This is a genomic window from Mesobacillus subterraneus (assembly GCF_003937825.1).
In the GTDB taxonomy this organism is placed as follows: domain Bacteria; phylum Bacillota; class Bacilli; order Bacillales; family Cytobacillaceae; genus Mesobacillus; species Mesobacillus subterraneus.
Window position 1 is genome coordinate 116,879 of the sequence record NZ_RSFW01000017.1, and the last position, 15,604, is coordinate 132,482.

A 15,604-nucleotide genomic window follows, 5' to 3' on the forward strand; every position below is an offset into this window, starting at 1 on the left:
TGTTAATACGATAGCATTCAACTGCATTCACTACGCTGGATGCAGTTTTTTGTTGTTAAAAAATTCAATGGGAGTTGGAACGAATGAAAGAAAATGTTTGCGGTACAAGTGAAATTACAGGAGCAAGGTTTTCGCTCTACCCTATGTCCGACCGATTCGTCGACATTATTCTGTCAGCACTGAAGGAGGTCGATACAAAGAAAGTTTGGATGGAAACAGACGATGTCAGCACCTGTGTCCGCGGAAGGTCTGAACATGTTTTTGACGTGGTGAAAGCCATTTTTTTAACATCCGCCGCCGGTGGTGAACATGTCGTTCTAAATGCTACATTCTCAAATGGCTGCCCTGGTGATACTGCTGGCGATACATACATGGCCGAAGATTCGTTAAGGATCAATGAGCGGCTATCCAATTCCATCAAACAAGAGGTTGCAGTCCAATTCGCACTTTATCCTTTAGGGATCCCGGGTTATATGGATGTCATCATGGATCAGGTCAAGACCGTTGATCAGCAGGGCGTCTTCTCTGGCGGTGTTCATTATGCCTCAAGATTGGATGGAGACGGCAATAAAGTTTTCTCGGCTTTGGAAAATGCATTTGAAGGAGCAAGGAACAGTGACTCAACACATATCGTAATGACGGTCACGATGTCAGCAAACAGCCCTTCACGGAAGGCGGGTCAATGATGCTTGGAAATTGGAAGCTTCGTGAAGTTGTCGTCATGTCTGTTTTGGCCGTGGTTTTCGGTGTCATTTATCTCCTTTTCCTTCAACTTGGCAATGTCCTTGTTGGGATGTTCGGACTGATCGGCTATGATCTGATATTTGGCATATGGTTCATCGTTTCAATCATTGCTGCCTATATCATCAGGAAGCCCGGAGCAGCTGTTATGTCAGAAACAATTGCGGCAGCAATCGAGGTTATGCTGGGTAACGCAGTGGGCCCCAGACTGATTCTTGCCGGGATTATTCAAGGACTAGGAGCAGAGGCTGCTTTTGCAGCAACGAGGTGGAAGAACTATTCACTATGGGTGCTTGTGGCAGCTGGGATGGGTTCTTCGGTCACCAGCTTTGTATGGGGATACTTTTTAGGTGGTTTTTCGGCCCTGTCCCCTGGTTATGTAACAGCAATGTTCATTGTGAGACTTGCAAGTGGAGCGATCCTTGCCGGCCTTCTGGGCAAGTACATAAGTGACAGTCTTGCACGTACTGGTGCGTTGAACAGCTTCCCTATTGGAAAGGAAGTAAGGAAGGCGAAACAGAATCATGAAATTTCAGCGTAATGAACTCCTTCTTCAAGTCTCAGATTTATTGTTCCGTTTTGATGAAGATCAGGAGCCTGTACTGAAAAATATCAGTTTTGAAATACATGAAAACGAGGCAATCCTTGTGCTGGGATCAAGCGGATCGGGTAAAAGTACACTCGCCTACTGCCTTAATAACCTGTATCCTTCATCTGTAGATGGAATCCAAAGCGGAAATATCCTGTTTCAAGGAAGGGATGTATCCTCTTTCCAACCTGGTGAACTTAATCAAAGAATAGGACTCGTCATGCAGGACCCGGATGCCCAGTTTTGTATGTTGACTGTCGAGGAAGAACTGGCATTTGTGCTGGAGAACATGCAGACACCCAGATCAGAAATGGAAGCAAGAATACATTCGGCCCTGGAGTATGTTGACATGATAGCATTCAAGCACAGGATGATCCATTCCCTTTCAGGCGGCCAGAAACAGAAGCTTGCAATAGCTTGCGCCCTTGCCATGGAACCTGAAGTGTTAATCCTTGATGAACCAACAGCGAACCTGGATCCTGCTTCTGGTCTGGAGTTGGTGAGAACGTTGAAGGAGCTCAGGCGTGAACATTCATTCAGCATTCTGATCATTGAGCATAATCTTGATTATTGGCTGGAAATGGTTGAACGCTGCTTGATTTTGAATTCTGAAGGAGAATTAATATTTGATGGGCCCACTCGGGTTTGTTTTACCGAACACGCCAGGCTGCTTGCCCAGGAAGGCATATGGCTGCCTCGTGCCGTGGAGGCTGGATTGAAACTGCTGGAAGCTGATTTATTGAACACTTCCAGTCTCCCTCTGACAATTGAAGAGATTATTCAAAGCAGCTGTCGGCTTACTGACACGATCAAGTTTTTAAAACAGGACAGGATCAGTGAAAAGACTGACAGTCCAGTTATGATTTATGAACTAAATAAAATCAGTTATACAAAAAACCATCAAGCTTTATTAAAAGAAATCTCTTTATCTGTGAAAGCAGGTGAATTCCTTGCCATTGCAGGTTCTAATGGTTCAGGAAAAACAACGTTATCCAGATGCCTGGCCGGCTTGCTTCCTTTATCGGCAGGGGAAATCAAATTTTATGGAGACGAGTTAGAACAATGGCGTGAAGAAGAAAAATGGGCGCGGCTTGGATATGTCTTTCAGAATCCCGAACATCAATTCGTAGCTGATTCCGTGCTGGATGAAATCAACTATAGCCTGGAAGCCAGCATACATGGAACTCAAGCATTTGAAATCAACGATATCCTTAAAACCCTGCGTATGACTGACCAACTGCACAACCATCCTTTCTCTTTGAGCCAGGGCCAGAAAAGAAGGTTGAGTGTAGCGGTTATGCTGATTAACGGCCAGAAAGTGCTGATCATGGATGAGCCGACTTTTGGCCAGGATGCCCTTACCGCAAAGGAAATTATGGAGTTCACAGTAAACTCCGTACCTGAATCAGGCAGCATCATAATGATCACACACGATATGGATTTGATTGATAGATATGCAGATAAGGTAATGGTACTTGGTGAAGGGAGGATGTTATTCTGTGACTCTCCATCGAAATTATGGGATGCGCCGGAAATTTTAGCTGAGTCCAGATTAAAGCTTCCTTTTCTAAGGGAAATGGAAAAGATGGCACAGCTTTGTTCGGAGGGACTGTATGCTGTTAAATGAGATGAATCCAAGCATAAAAGCCTTGAGTATAGTAGTTGGCATCTTGATGCTATCGTTTTTCTTCGACCCAGTCACACCGTTGCTAAGTTTCTTATTAACGATTGCGATCACCTTTATCTTTGGTAAAGTCAGCTTTAAAAAATGGATTTTTTTGTTCTTGCCCTTTCTGTTTATGGCAGTGGTATATGTATGGTCAGCCCTCTTATTCCCACGGGTAGATCCGGGTGATCACATCCTATGGGAATGGCAATTCATCACAGTCACAGAAGAAGGATTAGAGCGAAGTATATCACTCGGATTAAGGGTATTAAGCTTTGCTTCCCTTTCCCTTCTGTTTGCACTTACAACAAATCCAATCCATTTCTTGCTTAGCCTTATGCAGCAATGCAGGCTATCGCCAAAGATTGCTTATTCAATCATGGCAGGCTATCAATTCCTGCCATTGATGAAGGAGGAAATGGAAATCATCAGAGGCGCTCATCGGGTTAGGGGTGCAGGCAGGTCTCATACTCTTTCAGATAAAATAAAACAAATCAAGAAATACGCCATCCCTCTGCTTGCCAGCGGCATCAGAAAAGCGGAAAGAACGGCAATTGCTATGGAATCAAAAGGATTCACCGGAGAGCCGAATAGAGAGTTTTATAAAGTGATTCCTGTAACAAAAAAGGACTGGCTGCTCTCCTGTATGCTCATTGGTGTGGTGATCCTAAGTGTTTATGTGTCTTTCAAGCTCGGCCATCTTTCACTTTATAGAGGCGAACTATAAAAAACCCCCAGCACAATGAAGTGCTGGGGTTTTTGATGTTATTTCACTGAAAGAACTTCTTCCCAGTTGATTGTGCCATCTTTGACTTGCTCCCGCTTTTCCTTGTTCATGATGTCGGCCGGCCTTCCGCCTTTTGGCCAATCATTTTCATGCCCAGCGAATTCCGGTCTGTCATGCGAGAGAATATATGCGGCTACATTGATTGCCTCCTGGTCAGATAGTGCGCCTCCCTGGCCCTTAGGCATGTTCTTCTGGACATATCCAGCCATTTTCGTCAGCCTTGACATTCCAGCTCCATCATTGAAGGAGTTTTCACCCCATACTGCAGGACCTGTGTTTGGACCTGTACCAGATCCATCAACAGCATGACAGCTTGCGCACGACTGTGCGTAAACCTTTTCTCCATCTTCTGCACTAGGAACCGGATACTGTTTTGGTTCTTTGGCCGCTCTCCAGGGAATGTCAGCTCCAGCAGGAATCCCCTCAGACATATAATGCAAATAAGCAATCATGGCGCGCATTTCCTTGCTGTCTTCCGGGAACATTTTCCCGTTCATGCTGCGGATCATACATCCATTGATTCGATCCTCAAGTGTATAGACCTCTCCTTCACGCGTCCTGTATTCCGGGTAGACCGCTGTTAAACCGACCATCGGTGCTTCTTCCTTCACAGTTCCGCCATTGGCATGGCAGCTTGCACAGGACAGATTGTTACCGACATACTCATCTGCCACTGTATTGGTTTCCATCATTAATTCGTACCCATATTTAATGCTTTCGCCAAGCGGGCCCTCAGGCACATTCTCCATGCTTGGCGGGTTGAATTCGATTATCTGGCTTACGCCTCCTGTTTGTGGCTGAGGTGCAGTTGACTTCTCAGAGGGCCCGAGATCCTGACTTATTTTCCAGCCAACGAATAATGAACCGAAAATTAAAAATCCAATGATGATTGCTAGACTGTTTTTCATTTTGCTTCCTCCTTTATGTACTATAATCAAAGTATATAAGCAATTCCTATATACCCATTCTAGTATAGGCAGCGCTGATATTTATGAGTTAAATATGTAGAAATAGTGAAAACTATAAAAATAGGAAAAAGGAGCCGGATTACTCCGGCTCCTCCTTCTCTTTAAAACCATTTCCTACTTCTCTTTAACATAAAAGTATAAAAACCATACAGCGTGATTCTGTTCATCATGTGCAGCACGCCTAAATACTTCTTTTATCATAGGGTCTGCAGCTTCGTCTGCAATATCAAGATAAAAATCGGTTGTTTCCTGCTCGTCTTTCAAGGAAGCTTCCAAGCCTTCGAGATACGTATCAGCGCATTCCTCCGTAATTTGCATCTGCGGCTGTCTCCCGGTAAGGGCTGTGTAGATCTGAGTGAATTGCTGTAAATGACGCTTTTCATCATTTAAAATCTCATTTATTTGATTACGCTGTTCAGAATTCGGTGCCATCGCAGCAAGTTTTGCATAACAAACCGTCGCACTATATTCGCCATTTATGGCTTTCGCAACATCATTGATCAGCTTTTGATTCTGTCTGTAATGATTATAATAAGGATACATGTCAAACCTCCCAAAACTATCTGTAATAGTTTATGGCGAGGTAATTTTACTGTGCCTGTATTAATTATTCCGGATTGATTCCCTCAAACTCAATGAATATCCCTTTTAAATACTTCTTTTCTTTTACTATATTAATTCCTGATTCTCTCATGTATCGGCCTGTATCACGGTTAAGATGGCAGCCGTCGCAAAGCCTCTTCCAAGCAGGGGTGAGTACATCCTGCAAAGCGGCAAGGTAGCTGGATTCCATTCTGACATGCTCAAACAGGACAATTCTGCCGCCTTTTTTGCATACTCTCCGGATCTCACTGAATACTTGTGCCGGATCATTGACTGAACACAAAACCAAGGTAGCGACCACTGTGTCAAACTCGCCATCCTTAAAGGGCAGTGCTTCAGCCATTCCCTGGTGAAATTCAACCGGTATACGATAACCATTTGCCTTATGTTTCGCTTGTTCAATCATATAGGGATTAGGCTCCACAACAGCAATCCTGCTCACTTTTTCCTGAGAGTAATAAGGGATATTGGCTCCTGTTCCCGCACCAATTTCCAGTACATTCCCTTCAAGTCCTGAAACAATCCGTTTCCTGATCCGGGCAATCCATCTTTTTTCAAGCGGCCCCATAAGTGTGTCATACAAACTTGCAAACAATTTTGCCACAATTAAGCTCCTTATCTTACATTTTTAATCATTATAAAAAAAATGACCTGGAAAAGCTATTTCTTAACCATGTCCATTTGTATATTCAGCTGCTTTGCCATGAATCAGCGTTCGAATTTTTTCTTTGATTTCCGGCATTTTTTCCTTAAGCCCATTGCTTAAGCCGAAATGAAACTCTACTTCAAACGGCTCCACTCCAACAAGAATGCCCTGTTTATTGCTAAGGGCATGAAACAGATGAAAATTGTGACCTGCAATCCCTTTTTCCATCTCTCTTAGATCTGACAGCTGGATTTCATAAACACACCCTTGATTGGCCATATTTTAAAAAACCCCCTTAAATTGGTCTCCGGGGAAGATAAGTGAAAACCCTTTTGTCATTTTAATCGAAAATAATTGGGAATATGAAGGAAGAGAGGAGCGCCAACGTGGAGATTTACCGCATAAAAAGGTTTATTTTACTTTTTTTTCGAGTTAATTTACTTTTTTCTTCGCTTAATTTACCAATAACCAATTTTAATTAACCTTTTTCCAGAATTAATGAATCTTTTTGCTATTTTAATTTACTTTTTAACTAAATATGGGAAACACTAGGGGCAGCCAGCAGTATCTAAATGGTCGATTCAGGCCTGATATAAACCCTATTTCGTTTCCCTCCTATTGGTTTTAATCCCATCTTTCCAATTGCATCTGCTGCCATTTTCCTGGTGGGGAAGAATAGAAATTCCTTAAATTGTTTAGTAGAAATAGTTGGGCTGACCAAAAGAAAGTAATCTGCGACCGCCTGGTGATGTGCATCTTTGGAGGTTGCCCCACACGATGTACAGAGCCAATTTGCTGAAACTCGCTTCATAGGAATATGGTGGCAGCTTGGACAAGAAACTCCGGGGAGTATATCTGATCGACCAATATTAAACAAATGGAGATGGGAACCTTCCGGTATATGGCTTTTAAGGATTTGCTTGCTGATCTTTTTAAATTCTTTATCGGTTAAGAAGTTATGGCTGTACTTCTGCTTATACTCCTCGATTTTGAACACGAGTTTCCCTGCTTTGCAAACCCGCTCATATACTTCTCTGTCGCTAGTGGAATTTCTGAGAGTAGTTGCTGAATTACTGTAAGCTGCGATGAATTCGATGGGGATGGAGGGGAAATGGTGGTCTTGCAGCCATCTTCTTAACTGCTCTCTTTGGCGCTTCACCTGCAAAAGGGGGTCTTCGTACGTTTCAACCTTTTCATTGTATGTGCGGATAACTTGCCCCAGAACTGGTTCAAATTCGATGATACCTGGCATATTTTTCGCTTCAATTAACAGGATGAATTTAGGGGATAACAAAAGGAAGTCAATTTGGAAAAAGTTTTTACCATATGGAAGGCGGATACTTTGAAAAATGTGAAAGTCGGTTTCGTGGAGGAGGTTGATGTGGTAATCGAGGTCCTGCTCACCTTTGAGGCCGGCTCTTCTGATCAGCAAATCCTGCAAGATTTCAGCCCGCTTCGGATGGTTTAGAGGAAGCCTTCGCAATAATGCTTCGTCAATTAAAATTCTTAATGGTATTGATCTTCTTTTTACAATCAAAATCTATCACTCCTTTATTTAGTCTAATTGCTTATTCAGCAAGAAAAGACAAATTCCTGCTTTCCTCAACAAAAAGACAGGCACACGGCCTGTCTCAGCGATGAATTTAGGTTTGAACAGTCTTCCATAGGACATTCCTACGGCTTCAACACGACCTTAATACAATCATCCTTGCGGTCATTGAAAATCTCGTATCCTTTTGCAGCATCTTCCAATGGAATCTTATGAGTAATGATGTCGGTCGGATCAAATTCGCCATTAACGACCATATCGAAAAGCTTAGGCATATAATGAATGACTGGCGCCTGCCCCATTTTCATTGTGATATTCCGCTCGAAGAACCTGCCTAGCGGGAACATGTTATACCTAAGGCCATAAACGCCTGTCAACTGCACTGTACCGAACTTTCTAACTGCAGTATGTGCTATTTCAATGGCGGACAAAGTACCACCCTGTAGCTTCAATTTTTGTTCGACTTTTTCCACTGCTGATTTCTTCCCATCCATGCCGACGCAGTCGATGACGACATCTGCACCGCCATCAGTCAAATCCTGAAGGAATTTCCCTGGGTCATCCTCCTGGGTAAAATCAAAAATTTCCACATTATTCGTCTTTCTTGCATGTAGCAGCCTGTAATCCAGATGGTCAACAGCTATGACCCGCTTTGCCCCTTTCATCCAGGCAAATTTTTGCGTCATCAACCCAACAGGTCCGCTGCCAAGAACGATGACAGTATCTCCCTTCTTTACCCCCGCATGTTCAACGCTCCACCATGCTGTTGGAATGACATCTGAAAGGAATAAAAGCGACTCGTCTTCTAATTCACAAGATTCTGGTACGACAAAAGAAGTGAAGTCCGCATAAGGCACCTTTAAGTATTCAGCCTGTCCGCCGGGGTGGTTGCCGTATTGTTCTGTATATCCAAAGTAGGCGCCTGCATCTTTATAATCATTCGTGGTGTCACACTGGCTTTCCATCTGGTTCTGGCAGTAAAAGCACTCTCCACAGGAAACGTTAAAAGGAATGACGACGCGGTCTCCTTTTTTGACATTTTGTACTGCAGGCCCAACTTCTTCTACAATTCCCATCGGTTCATGCCCAATAATGTATCCTGGACGGAGAGGCATATTCCCTTGATACAGGTGCAGGTCTGACCCGCAAATCGCGGTAGAAGTTATTTTTACGATCATATCCTTTTCATGTTCGATTTTCGGTGCTTCAACATTTTTCACCTGTACATCTTTAGAACCCTGATACGTAACTGCTTTCACTATTCGCCACCCCATTCTTATAAAGTACATTTCAATTTTTCCCTATGGATATTTAGAAAAAACATGTTTGGAAGACTTACCAATAATTAGCTTGTACATAATGTGCCTTTTATTTAAGCACCTTAAATGATGGAGGTGTAGAAAATTGGACCCTAAACAACCAGGAAATAAAAAAATGCCCGATTTTAAGGAACTGTCAGACAGGATGATTGCACAGCCCGCCACTGGCCCCCAGCTGGTGATAAAAACAAATCTGGATCCTAGTGACGCTACTGAGGATAACCCTTATTACAGGAACGATCAGGTTACGGATTCTGAAAAATTCAAAGAATATTTCGAGGAGTAGAACATGGAGAAGACACAGGCATATCTGCGCGAGATTGTTTCAAATTATACTGAAACCTATCCACTCAGTAAAAAAATATATAAAAGGCTGGAAGAGGGAAATTATCCTTCCGAAGGCGCTTTCGTTAAACATCTGACAATGGAAGAAATCGAATTTTTGAACAAAATACTTCCTGAAGCGATTGAATATGCCAAGAACGAGCTTGATGAAGAACGTGCGCATCAGTTGAACGAAGTATATGAATTGCTTTTTTGATTTTTGGAACTCGTTAAAATACAGAAAAAAAAACAGCAGATCATCTGCTGTTTTTTCATTTTATCCTCTTGCTGTGGTTGTTGTTTCTTCGATTGGCTCGCCTGTTTTATCTCTGTGATAAATCGCGTTGATTTCCCCGCCAAGGACCAGGGCAAGCCCAGTCAGGAACAACCATAGCATCAGGACGATGACACCGCCAAGGCTTCCATATGTGGCTGAGTAGTTGCCAAAGTTGCTGACATAGAATGAAAACCCAAGTGAGATCAATTGCCAAACAATTGTGGCGAAAATAGCTCCCGGAATGACATGTTTAAATGGATAGTGCTTGTTTGGTGCGACCTTGTACAATCCGGCAATGACGGCTACCATGACAACAAAGGCCACGATCCACCTTACCACATTGAAAATCACATCAAATGGGGCAGGTATATGGATGAAGGCCTGGATTCCATCCAGGATGACCTTACCGAATACTGGCAGCAATAACGCGACGACAAAGGCTAAAATCAAGCCAATTGTCAGCATGATGGATACAAGTCTGGCTTTAATGAATGACCTGGTTTCCTTGACGTCAAAGGCAATATTCATTGCCCTTATGAAAGCATTCATGCCATTGGACGCTGACCAGATGGTTCCGATGATCCCGAATGTCAGCAATCCGCCATTCCGTTCGCTCACCAGTTTGATTACATTTTCCCTGAGCAGCTGGGCCGATTCGGATGGGAGCAATTTATTCACGACATCAATTGCTTTTTGCGGATCGATATTTAGATATGGAACAATTGCGATTAATAAAATCAGCATCGGGAACAGCGCCAGCATATAATAGTATGCTTGTTGCGCAGCCAAGCCCGTAGCCTGGTCCTCTTTCAGCTCCTTCATAAGTGTTTTTCCGTATTGTATCATCTTTTCTTTCAAATAACTCACCTCTCGTTGGCATCCTGTATGCTTCTCTTTTCCCTGCCATGGAGAGTTTTAATCATGATAAATTAACCCAGTAAAGACAATGAAAAAAGGCCTGCCTTTTGAAAGGGCGGCCATATTACTTTATTTATCATCTTCCACATATGGGTCATGCTCGTAAGCAGGAAGGTCTCCAAATGTCGTCATGATCCCTTCCTGATCCAACTCATCTTCATATTTTTCATGCTGCTTATTGGGGTATACGGTAATTTCTTTTCCAGTAATATCATTGCCCACAAAGTTTTCGAAGTCCTCGACATAACCGACATTCTCTTCTGATTCAATATAGACATCATTATAATTGTCCTGTGGTGTGACAAAATCCGAAGGAGTCTCCGAAGTTCCCCAGCTCGAAACCTCCTGCCAGGAATCCTCTGCATCATAGGCGACATTTTCGTCCTTATTGTCCAAATCAAATTTTCCGAAGGGCGGCATCAATACCCCTTCTTCAATCGGACGGTTATGGGATACAGTCCTGTCTGGCGTGTGTTCGATGCAAAAAGTGGTTTCAGGAACCGCCTCAAGGCGTTCAAACGGAATATCTTTTCCGCATACCTCGCACTTTCCGTATGTTCCCTTTTCAATCGCATTGAGTGCTTTCTCGATATTCTGGATCTGGTATTCGACATGATCGTTCAATGCGATATCTTTCTCGCGTTCATATAATTCAGTACCTTCGTCCCCAGGATGGTTATCATAGCTTGAAAGCTCGCCGGTTGACTCATGGGCATGGCCGCTTGTCAAATCGAAGTGGTCATTGCCGTCAAGATGGGACTCCAGATCCTTTTTATTATTGAGAAGCTCTGCCTTGAATGCCGACAGCTGGCCATTTGTAAGCATATCAGCTGCTCCTTTCTTTAATGCTTTTTTCTTAGCTTGCTGCAACGGCCGGTATTTAATAAAAGGTAATAAGTGTTAGCTGTTCAACAAGTACCATTTTTTCCACAATAGTCATAGTATATATGACTAATTACTATCTGGAGTGATGCCTATGCCACTTTTTGTAAACGGATCTGTTTCACCGCTGGTGTTTAACAGGGATGAAAATGCAGCTGAGCGAAGCAATCAGTCTCTATATCGCCTTAACTTTTTGGAGGAAGTACTGAATGAACAGCAAAAATTGAACAATGAATTGACCGGAAGTGTTACCCATTTTGATGCTTCCCTGGAGAAAAACCGTCATGAACAGTATACCCAATTCCAAGAACTGATTTCTTTCTTGACGAAGCAGGAGAATATTTCGGAACGAGTAATGGAGAATATATCTGAACAAAAGGAATCCACTTCCGGCATTGATGAAAAGCTCCTTAAGCTGGAGGGAATGCATGAGCAATTTGCTAAGGCGTTTTTAAGCAAGGAATTGACCAATCAGGCTATCCTTGACCAGCTTGCCCATCAGCAAGCGATGATCCAGGAATTGAACAGGAAACTCCTTGAATACGAGGATGTCACCACCGCACTGGTTGTACAGGCGAAGAAACAGGAGGAACTCCAAAACATCATCACTAAGCATGATGATTTACAGGGAATTTTCCACGAAACCATTATGGAACGTCTGGACAAACAAGATGCAGCCAGCGGGACCATTAGCGATCAGCTTGGCGAGATCAATACTTCTTTATCAGCAAAAGCAACGGCCATTATGGATAAAATAGAACATCAGTATACAAAATTCACCCAGTTTTTCCTAAATCTTATCGTACCCAGTTTATCCCAGAGGAAAATGATCGATGGAAAAACGTTTAAGACAAAAGTAAAAAAGGAAAACTAAAAAAAAGCATTGGCAGCTTTTTGCCAATGCTTTCACTATTCTAATCTAAAATCGTAACTTTCACTTGTTTTCTTCCCCATTGAAGTGCACCGCTCTGGCTAGGGATGAACACATCAATGCGATTTCCTTTAATCGCTCCGCCGATATCCTCGGCAGTTGCATAACCATATCCTTCGACATGCACACGAGTTCCAAGCGGGATGACGGATGGGTCAACCGCAATAACTTTGGCATCAGGATTTGTTTTCAGGTTTACACCTGTCTTGGTAATACCAGAACATCCTTCACAATTGGCTGTATAAGCTGTCGCTTCCACAGTAATCTGTTTTGATGATGCAGCCGGCTTTGATGCTGCCGGAGTTGATTTTGGTTGTGCTGCAGGTGCTGCTACTGGAGTTGCCGCTGGTTTAGCGGTATTGGCTTTTTTTGTTTTAATTTCTGCAGGCATATCTGTGTAGATAGCCAGACTCATTCCTGGATGGATGATATCAGAAGATAATTTATTCCATTCTTTAACTTCATTAACTGATACTCCATATGATTTTGCAATATTCCAGAGAGTATCCCCTTTTCTGACTTGTGCATACTTAATTGGAGAAACTTCTAATAAATCGTTTGGATGAATTACATCGCTGGATAGATTGTTCCATTTTTTCAAGGACTCTACTGATACGCCGTATTCCATTGAAATACCCCAAAGTGTATCTCCCTTATGTACGACGATTTCCTCTGCCTGTGCTTGTGTGCCGGCAGCTCCAGAAATTGCCGCAGCAGCAACCAATGATAATAATGACTTTTTCATTTGTTTGCCTCCCATCGGCTAATTTTTATCACGTGAATTATCGTAACATAGAATTTCTGGAGAAAAAGAACAAGCATATTTAAGTTTAGTTACGAGAATAACAGAATTATAACGATAAGATGTCATATATTCTGAAAATTCAGTTAAAATAATACTTTTGTCCGTATAATTTCTAGATTACTTGAAAATTATTCTATGTATTTCATCCTTACCCATATTTTTCCGACGAACTTCCACCTCACCTTTTAAAAAAATTTGGCTTTCATTAAACTAAACTTGGGTCACTTGTGCATATTTCTATGAAAAATGCCTAAATAAAAACAGCTAAAACCCTCGAGGGATTTTAGCTGTTTTTTTATGCGATTGTTTCAATCTTGACTGCACACGCTTTGAACTCTGCAGTTCCAGAGATAGGATCATATTCATTCAAGGTAAGGACATTGGTTGGCACCTCTGACCAGTGAAAGCTCATGAAAACAAGTCCAGGAACCACCTGTTCTGTGATCTTAGTTTTTACTGTCAGGGAGCCGCGCCTTGAACTGACCTTTACAAGATCACCATTATTGATGTTCAGGCGTGCTGCATCCACTGGATGGATATCGAGCGTCTCTTCTGTTTGTTTAATTTTTACACCAGCAGCGTAATGCCTGGTCTGGGTATGTGTGTTGTATGACTCGTAACGTCTGCCTGTTGTCAATGTGAAAGGATAAAGTTCATCCGGTTTTTCCAGAGGCGGCGTAAAATCTACGGGCACGAAACTTGAACGTCTCTCGGCTTCTTTATCAGCATGGAATCTTTCGTGAAGGATCTTTGTCCCTGGATGTGATTCATCAGGACATGGATAATGGATGCCGTACTCATTTTCCAGGCGCGCGTATGTGATTCCGCCATACATCTCCCACGCAAGCTCCCTTACTTCATCCCATATTCCTTCGCTTGATTGATAGCTCATTGGATATCCCATCAGTGTAGATAAGTCGCAGAGAATTTCCCAATCCTCTTTGACATTTGGCTGGGCTTCAATTGCAGTCCGTACCCGCTGGACTCGCCTGTCTGTGTTTGTGTATGTTCCGTCAACTTCACCCCAGGACTTAGCCGGCAATACGACATCTGCCATTTCTGCCGTCTCAGTCATGAAGATATCCTGTACAATCAACAAATCCAACTTCTCTAACAATGTTCTTGTATGATTCATATGGACATCAGCGAGGAGTGGATTTTCACCGATACAATATAAGGCTTTAATCTCTCCTGTTTCAATTTTGTCGAATGTCCTTGTCTGGGTATCTCCCACTTTTTGACTGATTTCTACATTCCAGGCTTTTTCAAACCGCTGGCGGTAATCATCATTCAGCAAACTCACCGCACCTGTAAGCTGGTTGGGCAGACATCCCATATCGCCCGCACCCTGGACGTTATTTTGCCCCCTCAGCGGCATAATGCCTGAACCTTTCTTGCCGATCTGTCCAGTAAGGAGCGCGAGATTGGCAATATCGAACACATTGTTCACCCCACAATGATGCTCTGTAATCCCCAGTGTGTAAGCAATCATGGATTTGCTGGAAGTGGCATACATTCTCGCCACCTCTGCAATTTCCTCAGCAGATAGACCAGTGAGTTCCGCAGAATATTCAGGTGTATAACGAGCTACTTTTGCCTGTAATGCATCAAAATCTTCTGTATGCTTGCCAATGAACCCTTGATCATATAATCCTTCTTTGATGATGACGTGAATCATCGCATTAATAAGGGCAATATCCGTACCGACGTTGATTTGCAAATGCTTGTGCGCCGATTTGACCATATCAATACTTCGCGGATCAATGACAACGATTTGGAGACCTCCTTTGGCCGCCTTTTTTATTCTGTTGCCGATAATCGGATGGGCTTCAGTAGTGTTTGAACCCATTAATAACAACACTTCCGCTTCATCAATATCTTCCAGAGTATTCGTCGGGAACCCGCTTCCAAACACAGTCGCCAGACCGGCGACACTAGGAGCGTGTCAGGTTCGGTTACAGCCATCGATATTATTACTGCCGATCACAGTCCTCATGAATTTTTGTGTAATATAATTTGATTCATTTGTTGTCCGAGCACAGGCGAACATCGAAATCGCATCTGGACCAAAGTCTTTTTTTAGAGCAGACAGACGGTTGGAGATATAATCATATGCCTCCTGCCAAGAAACCTTCACCAGCTGGCCAGCTTTCCTGATCATGGGAGAATTCAGTCGTTCCGGGGCATGGACATATTGATAAGCAAACGCACCTTTCACACATGTCTGTCCCTTGTTCACAGGTGCCTCCTTATCTCCTCTGATTTTCACTATTTTGTTGTCCTCAACCTCCAATATAAGACCGCAGCCTGTACCACAATAGCCGCAGACGGTCTTAACCTGGCTTTTTGAAGTCATTTCTTCCCCTCCTGCGTTTTTTATTAGTGCATCCTCGAATGGTGCTCCTTCTTCTTTTGTGTTGAGTTTTTTCTGAAGCAGAAAGAAGCTCGGGATAACCAAAATGAAAGTGCTTTCATACTTTCATAGTAGTCTAAATTTTCCTGCTGATGTTGAAAAATCAAAAGATTTTTTTGTCGTATTTGCAACAATTTATCGACAAAAGTAAACATTCGCTCCCTTTCTGCGCCTTATAGTCCTAAT

General features: G+C 42.8%; 18 protein-coding genes. 8 read left to right on the top strand and 10 right to left on the bottom strand.

Features of this window, described 5'->3' with window-relative positions; all coding sequences use genetic code 11:
• Positions 1 to 83 precede the first annotated feature (83 nt).
• The 4 genes from EJA10_RS15055 to EJA10_RS15070 are packed head-to-tail and all read left to right on the top strand — an operon-like array spanning position 84 to position 3,723.
• Positions 84 to 686 (top strand): YkoF family thiamine/hydroxymethylpyrimidine-binding protein, encoded by a 603-nt coding sequence (locus EJA10_RS15055; protein WP_125480842.1) that lies wholly within the window; start codon positions 84 to 86, stop codon positions 684 to 686.
• A complete protein-coding gene (locus EJA10_RS15060) occupies positions 686 to 1,282 on the top strand; it encodes an ECF transporter S component (RefSeq protein WP_125481014.1) in 597 nt (198 codons plus the stop codon). Before EJA10_RS15055 ends, EJA10_RS15060 begins: the two co-directional genes overlap by 1 nt.
• Positions 1,266 to 2,957 carry an ABC transporter ATP-binding protein gene (locus EJA10_RS15065; protein ID WP_125480843.1) on the top strand — a complete coding sequence of 564 codons (1,692 nt, stop codon included), beginning with the start codon at positions 1,266 to 1,268 and terminating at the stop codon, positions 2,955 to 2,957. Before EJA10_RS15060 ends, EJA10_RS15065 begins: the two co-directional genes overlap by 17 nt.
• Positions 2,944 to 3,723, top strand: a complete 780-nt coding sequence (locus EJA10_RS15070) for an energy-coupling factor transporter transmembrane component T family protein (protein WP_125480844.1) — start codon at positions 2,944 to 2,946, stop codon at positions 3,721 to 3,723. Before EJA10_RS15065 ends, EJA10_RS15070 begins: the two co-directional genes overlap by 14 nt.
• A gap of 38 nt (positions 3,724 to 3,761) precedes the next feature.
• On the opposite strand, the gene EJA10_RS15075 is transcribed toward EJA10_RS15070, so the two are convergent.
• From EJA10_RS15075 to EJA10_RS15095, 5 genes are all read right to left on the bottom strand, one after another.
• A complete protein-coding gene (locus tag EJA10_RS15075; protein ID WP_125480845.1) occupies positions 3,762 to 4,691 on the bottom strand; it encodes a c-type cytochrome in 930 nt (309 codons plus the stop codon).
• A 174-nt stretch (positions 4,692 to 4,865) separates the two neighbouring features.
• Positions 4,866 to 5,294 (bottom strand): ferritin-like domain-containing protein, encoded by a 429-nt coding sequence (locus EJA10_RS15080; protein WP_125480846.1) that lies wholly within the window; start codon positions 5,292 to 5,294, stop codon positions 4,866 to 4,868.
• A gap of 64 nt (positions 5,295 to 5,358) precedes the next feature.
• Positions 5,359 to 5,958 carry a class I SAM-dependent methyltransferase gene (locus tag EJA10_RS15085; RefSeq protein WP_125480847.1) on the bottom strand — a complete coding sequence of 200 codons (600 nt, stop codon included), beginning with the start codon at positions 5,956 to 5,958 and terminating at the stop codon, positions 5,359 to 5,361.
• Positions 5,959 to 6,021: 63 nt separating this feature from the next.
• On the bottom strand, positions 6,022 to 6,279 hold the full coding sequence (locus tag EJA10_RS15090) for a hypothetical protein (protein ID WP_125480848.1): 258 nt from the start codon (positions 6,277 to 6,279) through the stop codon (positions 6,022 to 6,024).
• Between the two features lie 289 nt (positions 6,280 to 6,568).
• Positions 6,569 to 7,381, bottom strand: coding sequence for a nuclease-related domain-containing protein (locus EJA10_RS15095; protein ID WP_246017820.1), 813 nt, complete (start codon positions 7,379 to 7,381; stop codon positions 6,569 to 6,571).
• On the opposite strand from EJA10_RS15095, the gene EJA10_RS23815 reads away from it, so the two are divergent.
• Positions 7,307 to 7,468: a hypothetical protein gene (locus tag EJA10_RS23815; protein WP_246017825.1), complete on the top strand. Its 162-nt coding sequence runs from the start codon at positions 7,307 to 7,309 to the stop codon at positions 7,466 to 7,468. The genes EJA10_RS15095 and EJA10_RS23815 overlap by 75 nt on opposite strands.
• 206 nt (positions 7,469 to 7,674) lie before the next feature.
• Here the strand turns inward: EJA10_RS23815 and EJA10_RS15100 are convergent, their stop codons facing one another.
• Positions 7,675 to 8,808 carry a zinc-dependent alcohol dehydrogenase gene (locus tag EJA10_RS15100; protein WP_125480850.1) on the bottom strand — a complete coding sequence of 378 codons (1,134 nt, stop codon included), beginning with the start codon at positions 8,806 to 8,808 and terminating at the stop codon, positions 7,675 to 7,677.
• Between the two features lie 145 nt (positions 8,809 to 8,953).
• Here EJA10_RS15100 and EJA10_RS15105 point away from each other — a divergent pair, with 145 nt between their 5' ends.
• Entirely contained in the window at positions 8,954 to 9,154 is a 201-nt protein-coding gene (locus EJA10_RS15105) for a hypothetical protein (protein WP_125480851.1), read from the top strand.
• Between the two features lie 3 nt (positions 9,155 to 9,157).
• The gene (locus EJA10_RS15110) at positions 9,158 to 9,409 is read left to right on the top strand and encodes a sigma-G-dependent sporulation-specific acid-soluble spore protein CsgA (RefSeq protein WP_125480852.1); all 252 of its coding nucleotides are present in this window, start codon (positions 9,158 to 9,160) and stop codon (positions 9,407 to 9,409) included.
• A 60-nt stretch (positions 9,410 to 9,469) separates the two neighbouring features.
• On the opposite strand, the gene EJA10_RS15115 is transcribed toward EJA10_RS15110, so the two are convergent.
• Both EJA10_RS15115 and EJA10_RS15120 read right to left on the bottom strand, forming a co-directional pair.
• Positions 9,470 to 10,315 (bottom strand): YihY/virulence factor BrkB family protein, encoded by an 846-nt coding sequence (locus EJA10_RS15115; protein WP_125481015.1) that lies wholly within the window; start codon positions 10,313 to 10,315, stop codon positions 9,470 to 9,472.
• Between the two features lie 141 nt (positions 10,316 to 10,456).
• Positions 10,457 to 11,212 carry a TraR/DksA C4-type zinc finger protein gene (locus EJA10_RS15120; RefSeq protein WP_125480853.1) on the bottom strand — a complete coding sequence of 252 codons (756 nt, stop codon included), beginning with the start codon at positions 11,210 to 11,212 and terminating at the stop codon, positions 10,457 to 10,459.
• Positions 11,213 to 11,363: 151 nt separating this feature from the next.
• Between EJA10_RS15120 and EJA10_RS15125 the strand changes: the two genes are divergently transcribed.
• Positions 11,364 to 12,143, top strand: coding sequence for a hypothetical protein (locus EJA10_RS15125; protein WP_125480854.1), 780 nt, complete (start codon positions 11,364 to 11,366; stop codon positions 12,141 to 12,143).
• Between the two features lie 40 nt (positions 12,144 to 12,183).
• On the opposite strand, the gene EJA10_RS15130 is transcribed toward EJA10_RS15125, so the two are convergent.
• Positions 12,184 to 12,945 carry a 3D domain-containing protein gene (locus EJA10_RS15130; protein WP_125480855.1) on the bottom strand — a complete coding sequence of 254 codons (762 nt, stop codon included), beginning with the start codon at positions 12,943 to 12,945 and terminating at the stop codon, positions 12,184 to 12,186.
• A gap of 355 nt (positions 12,946 to 13,300) precedes the next feature.
• Positions 13,301 to 15,361 (bottom strand): formate dehydrogenase subunit alpha, encoded by a 2,061-nt coding sequence (fdhF, locus tag EJA10_RS15135; RefSeq protein WP_246017812.1) that lies wholly within the window; start codon positions 15,359 to 15,361, stop codon positions 13,301 to 13,303.
• Positions 15,362 to 15,604 lie beyond the last annotated feature (243 nt).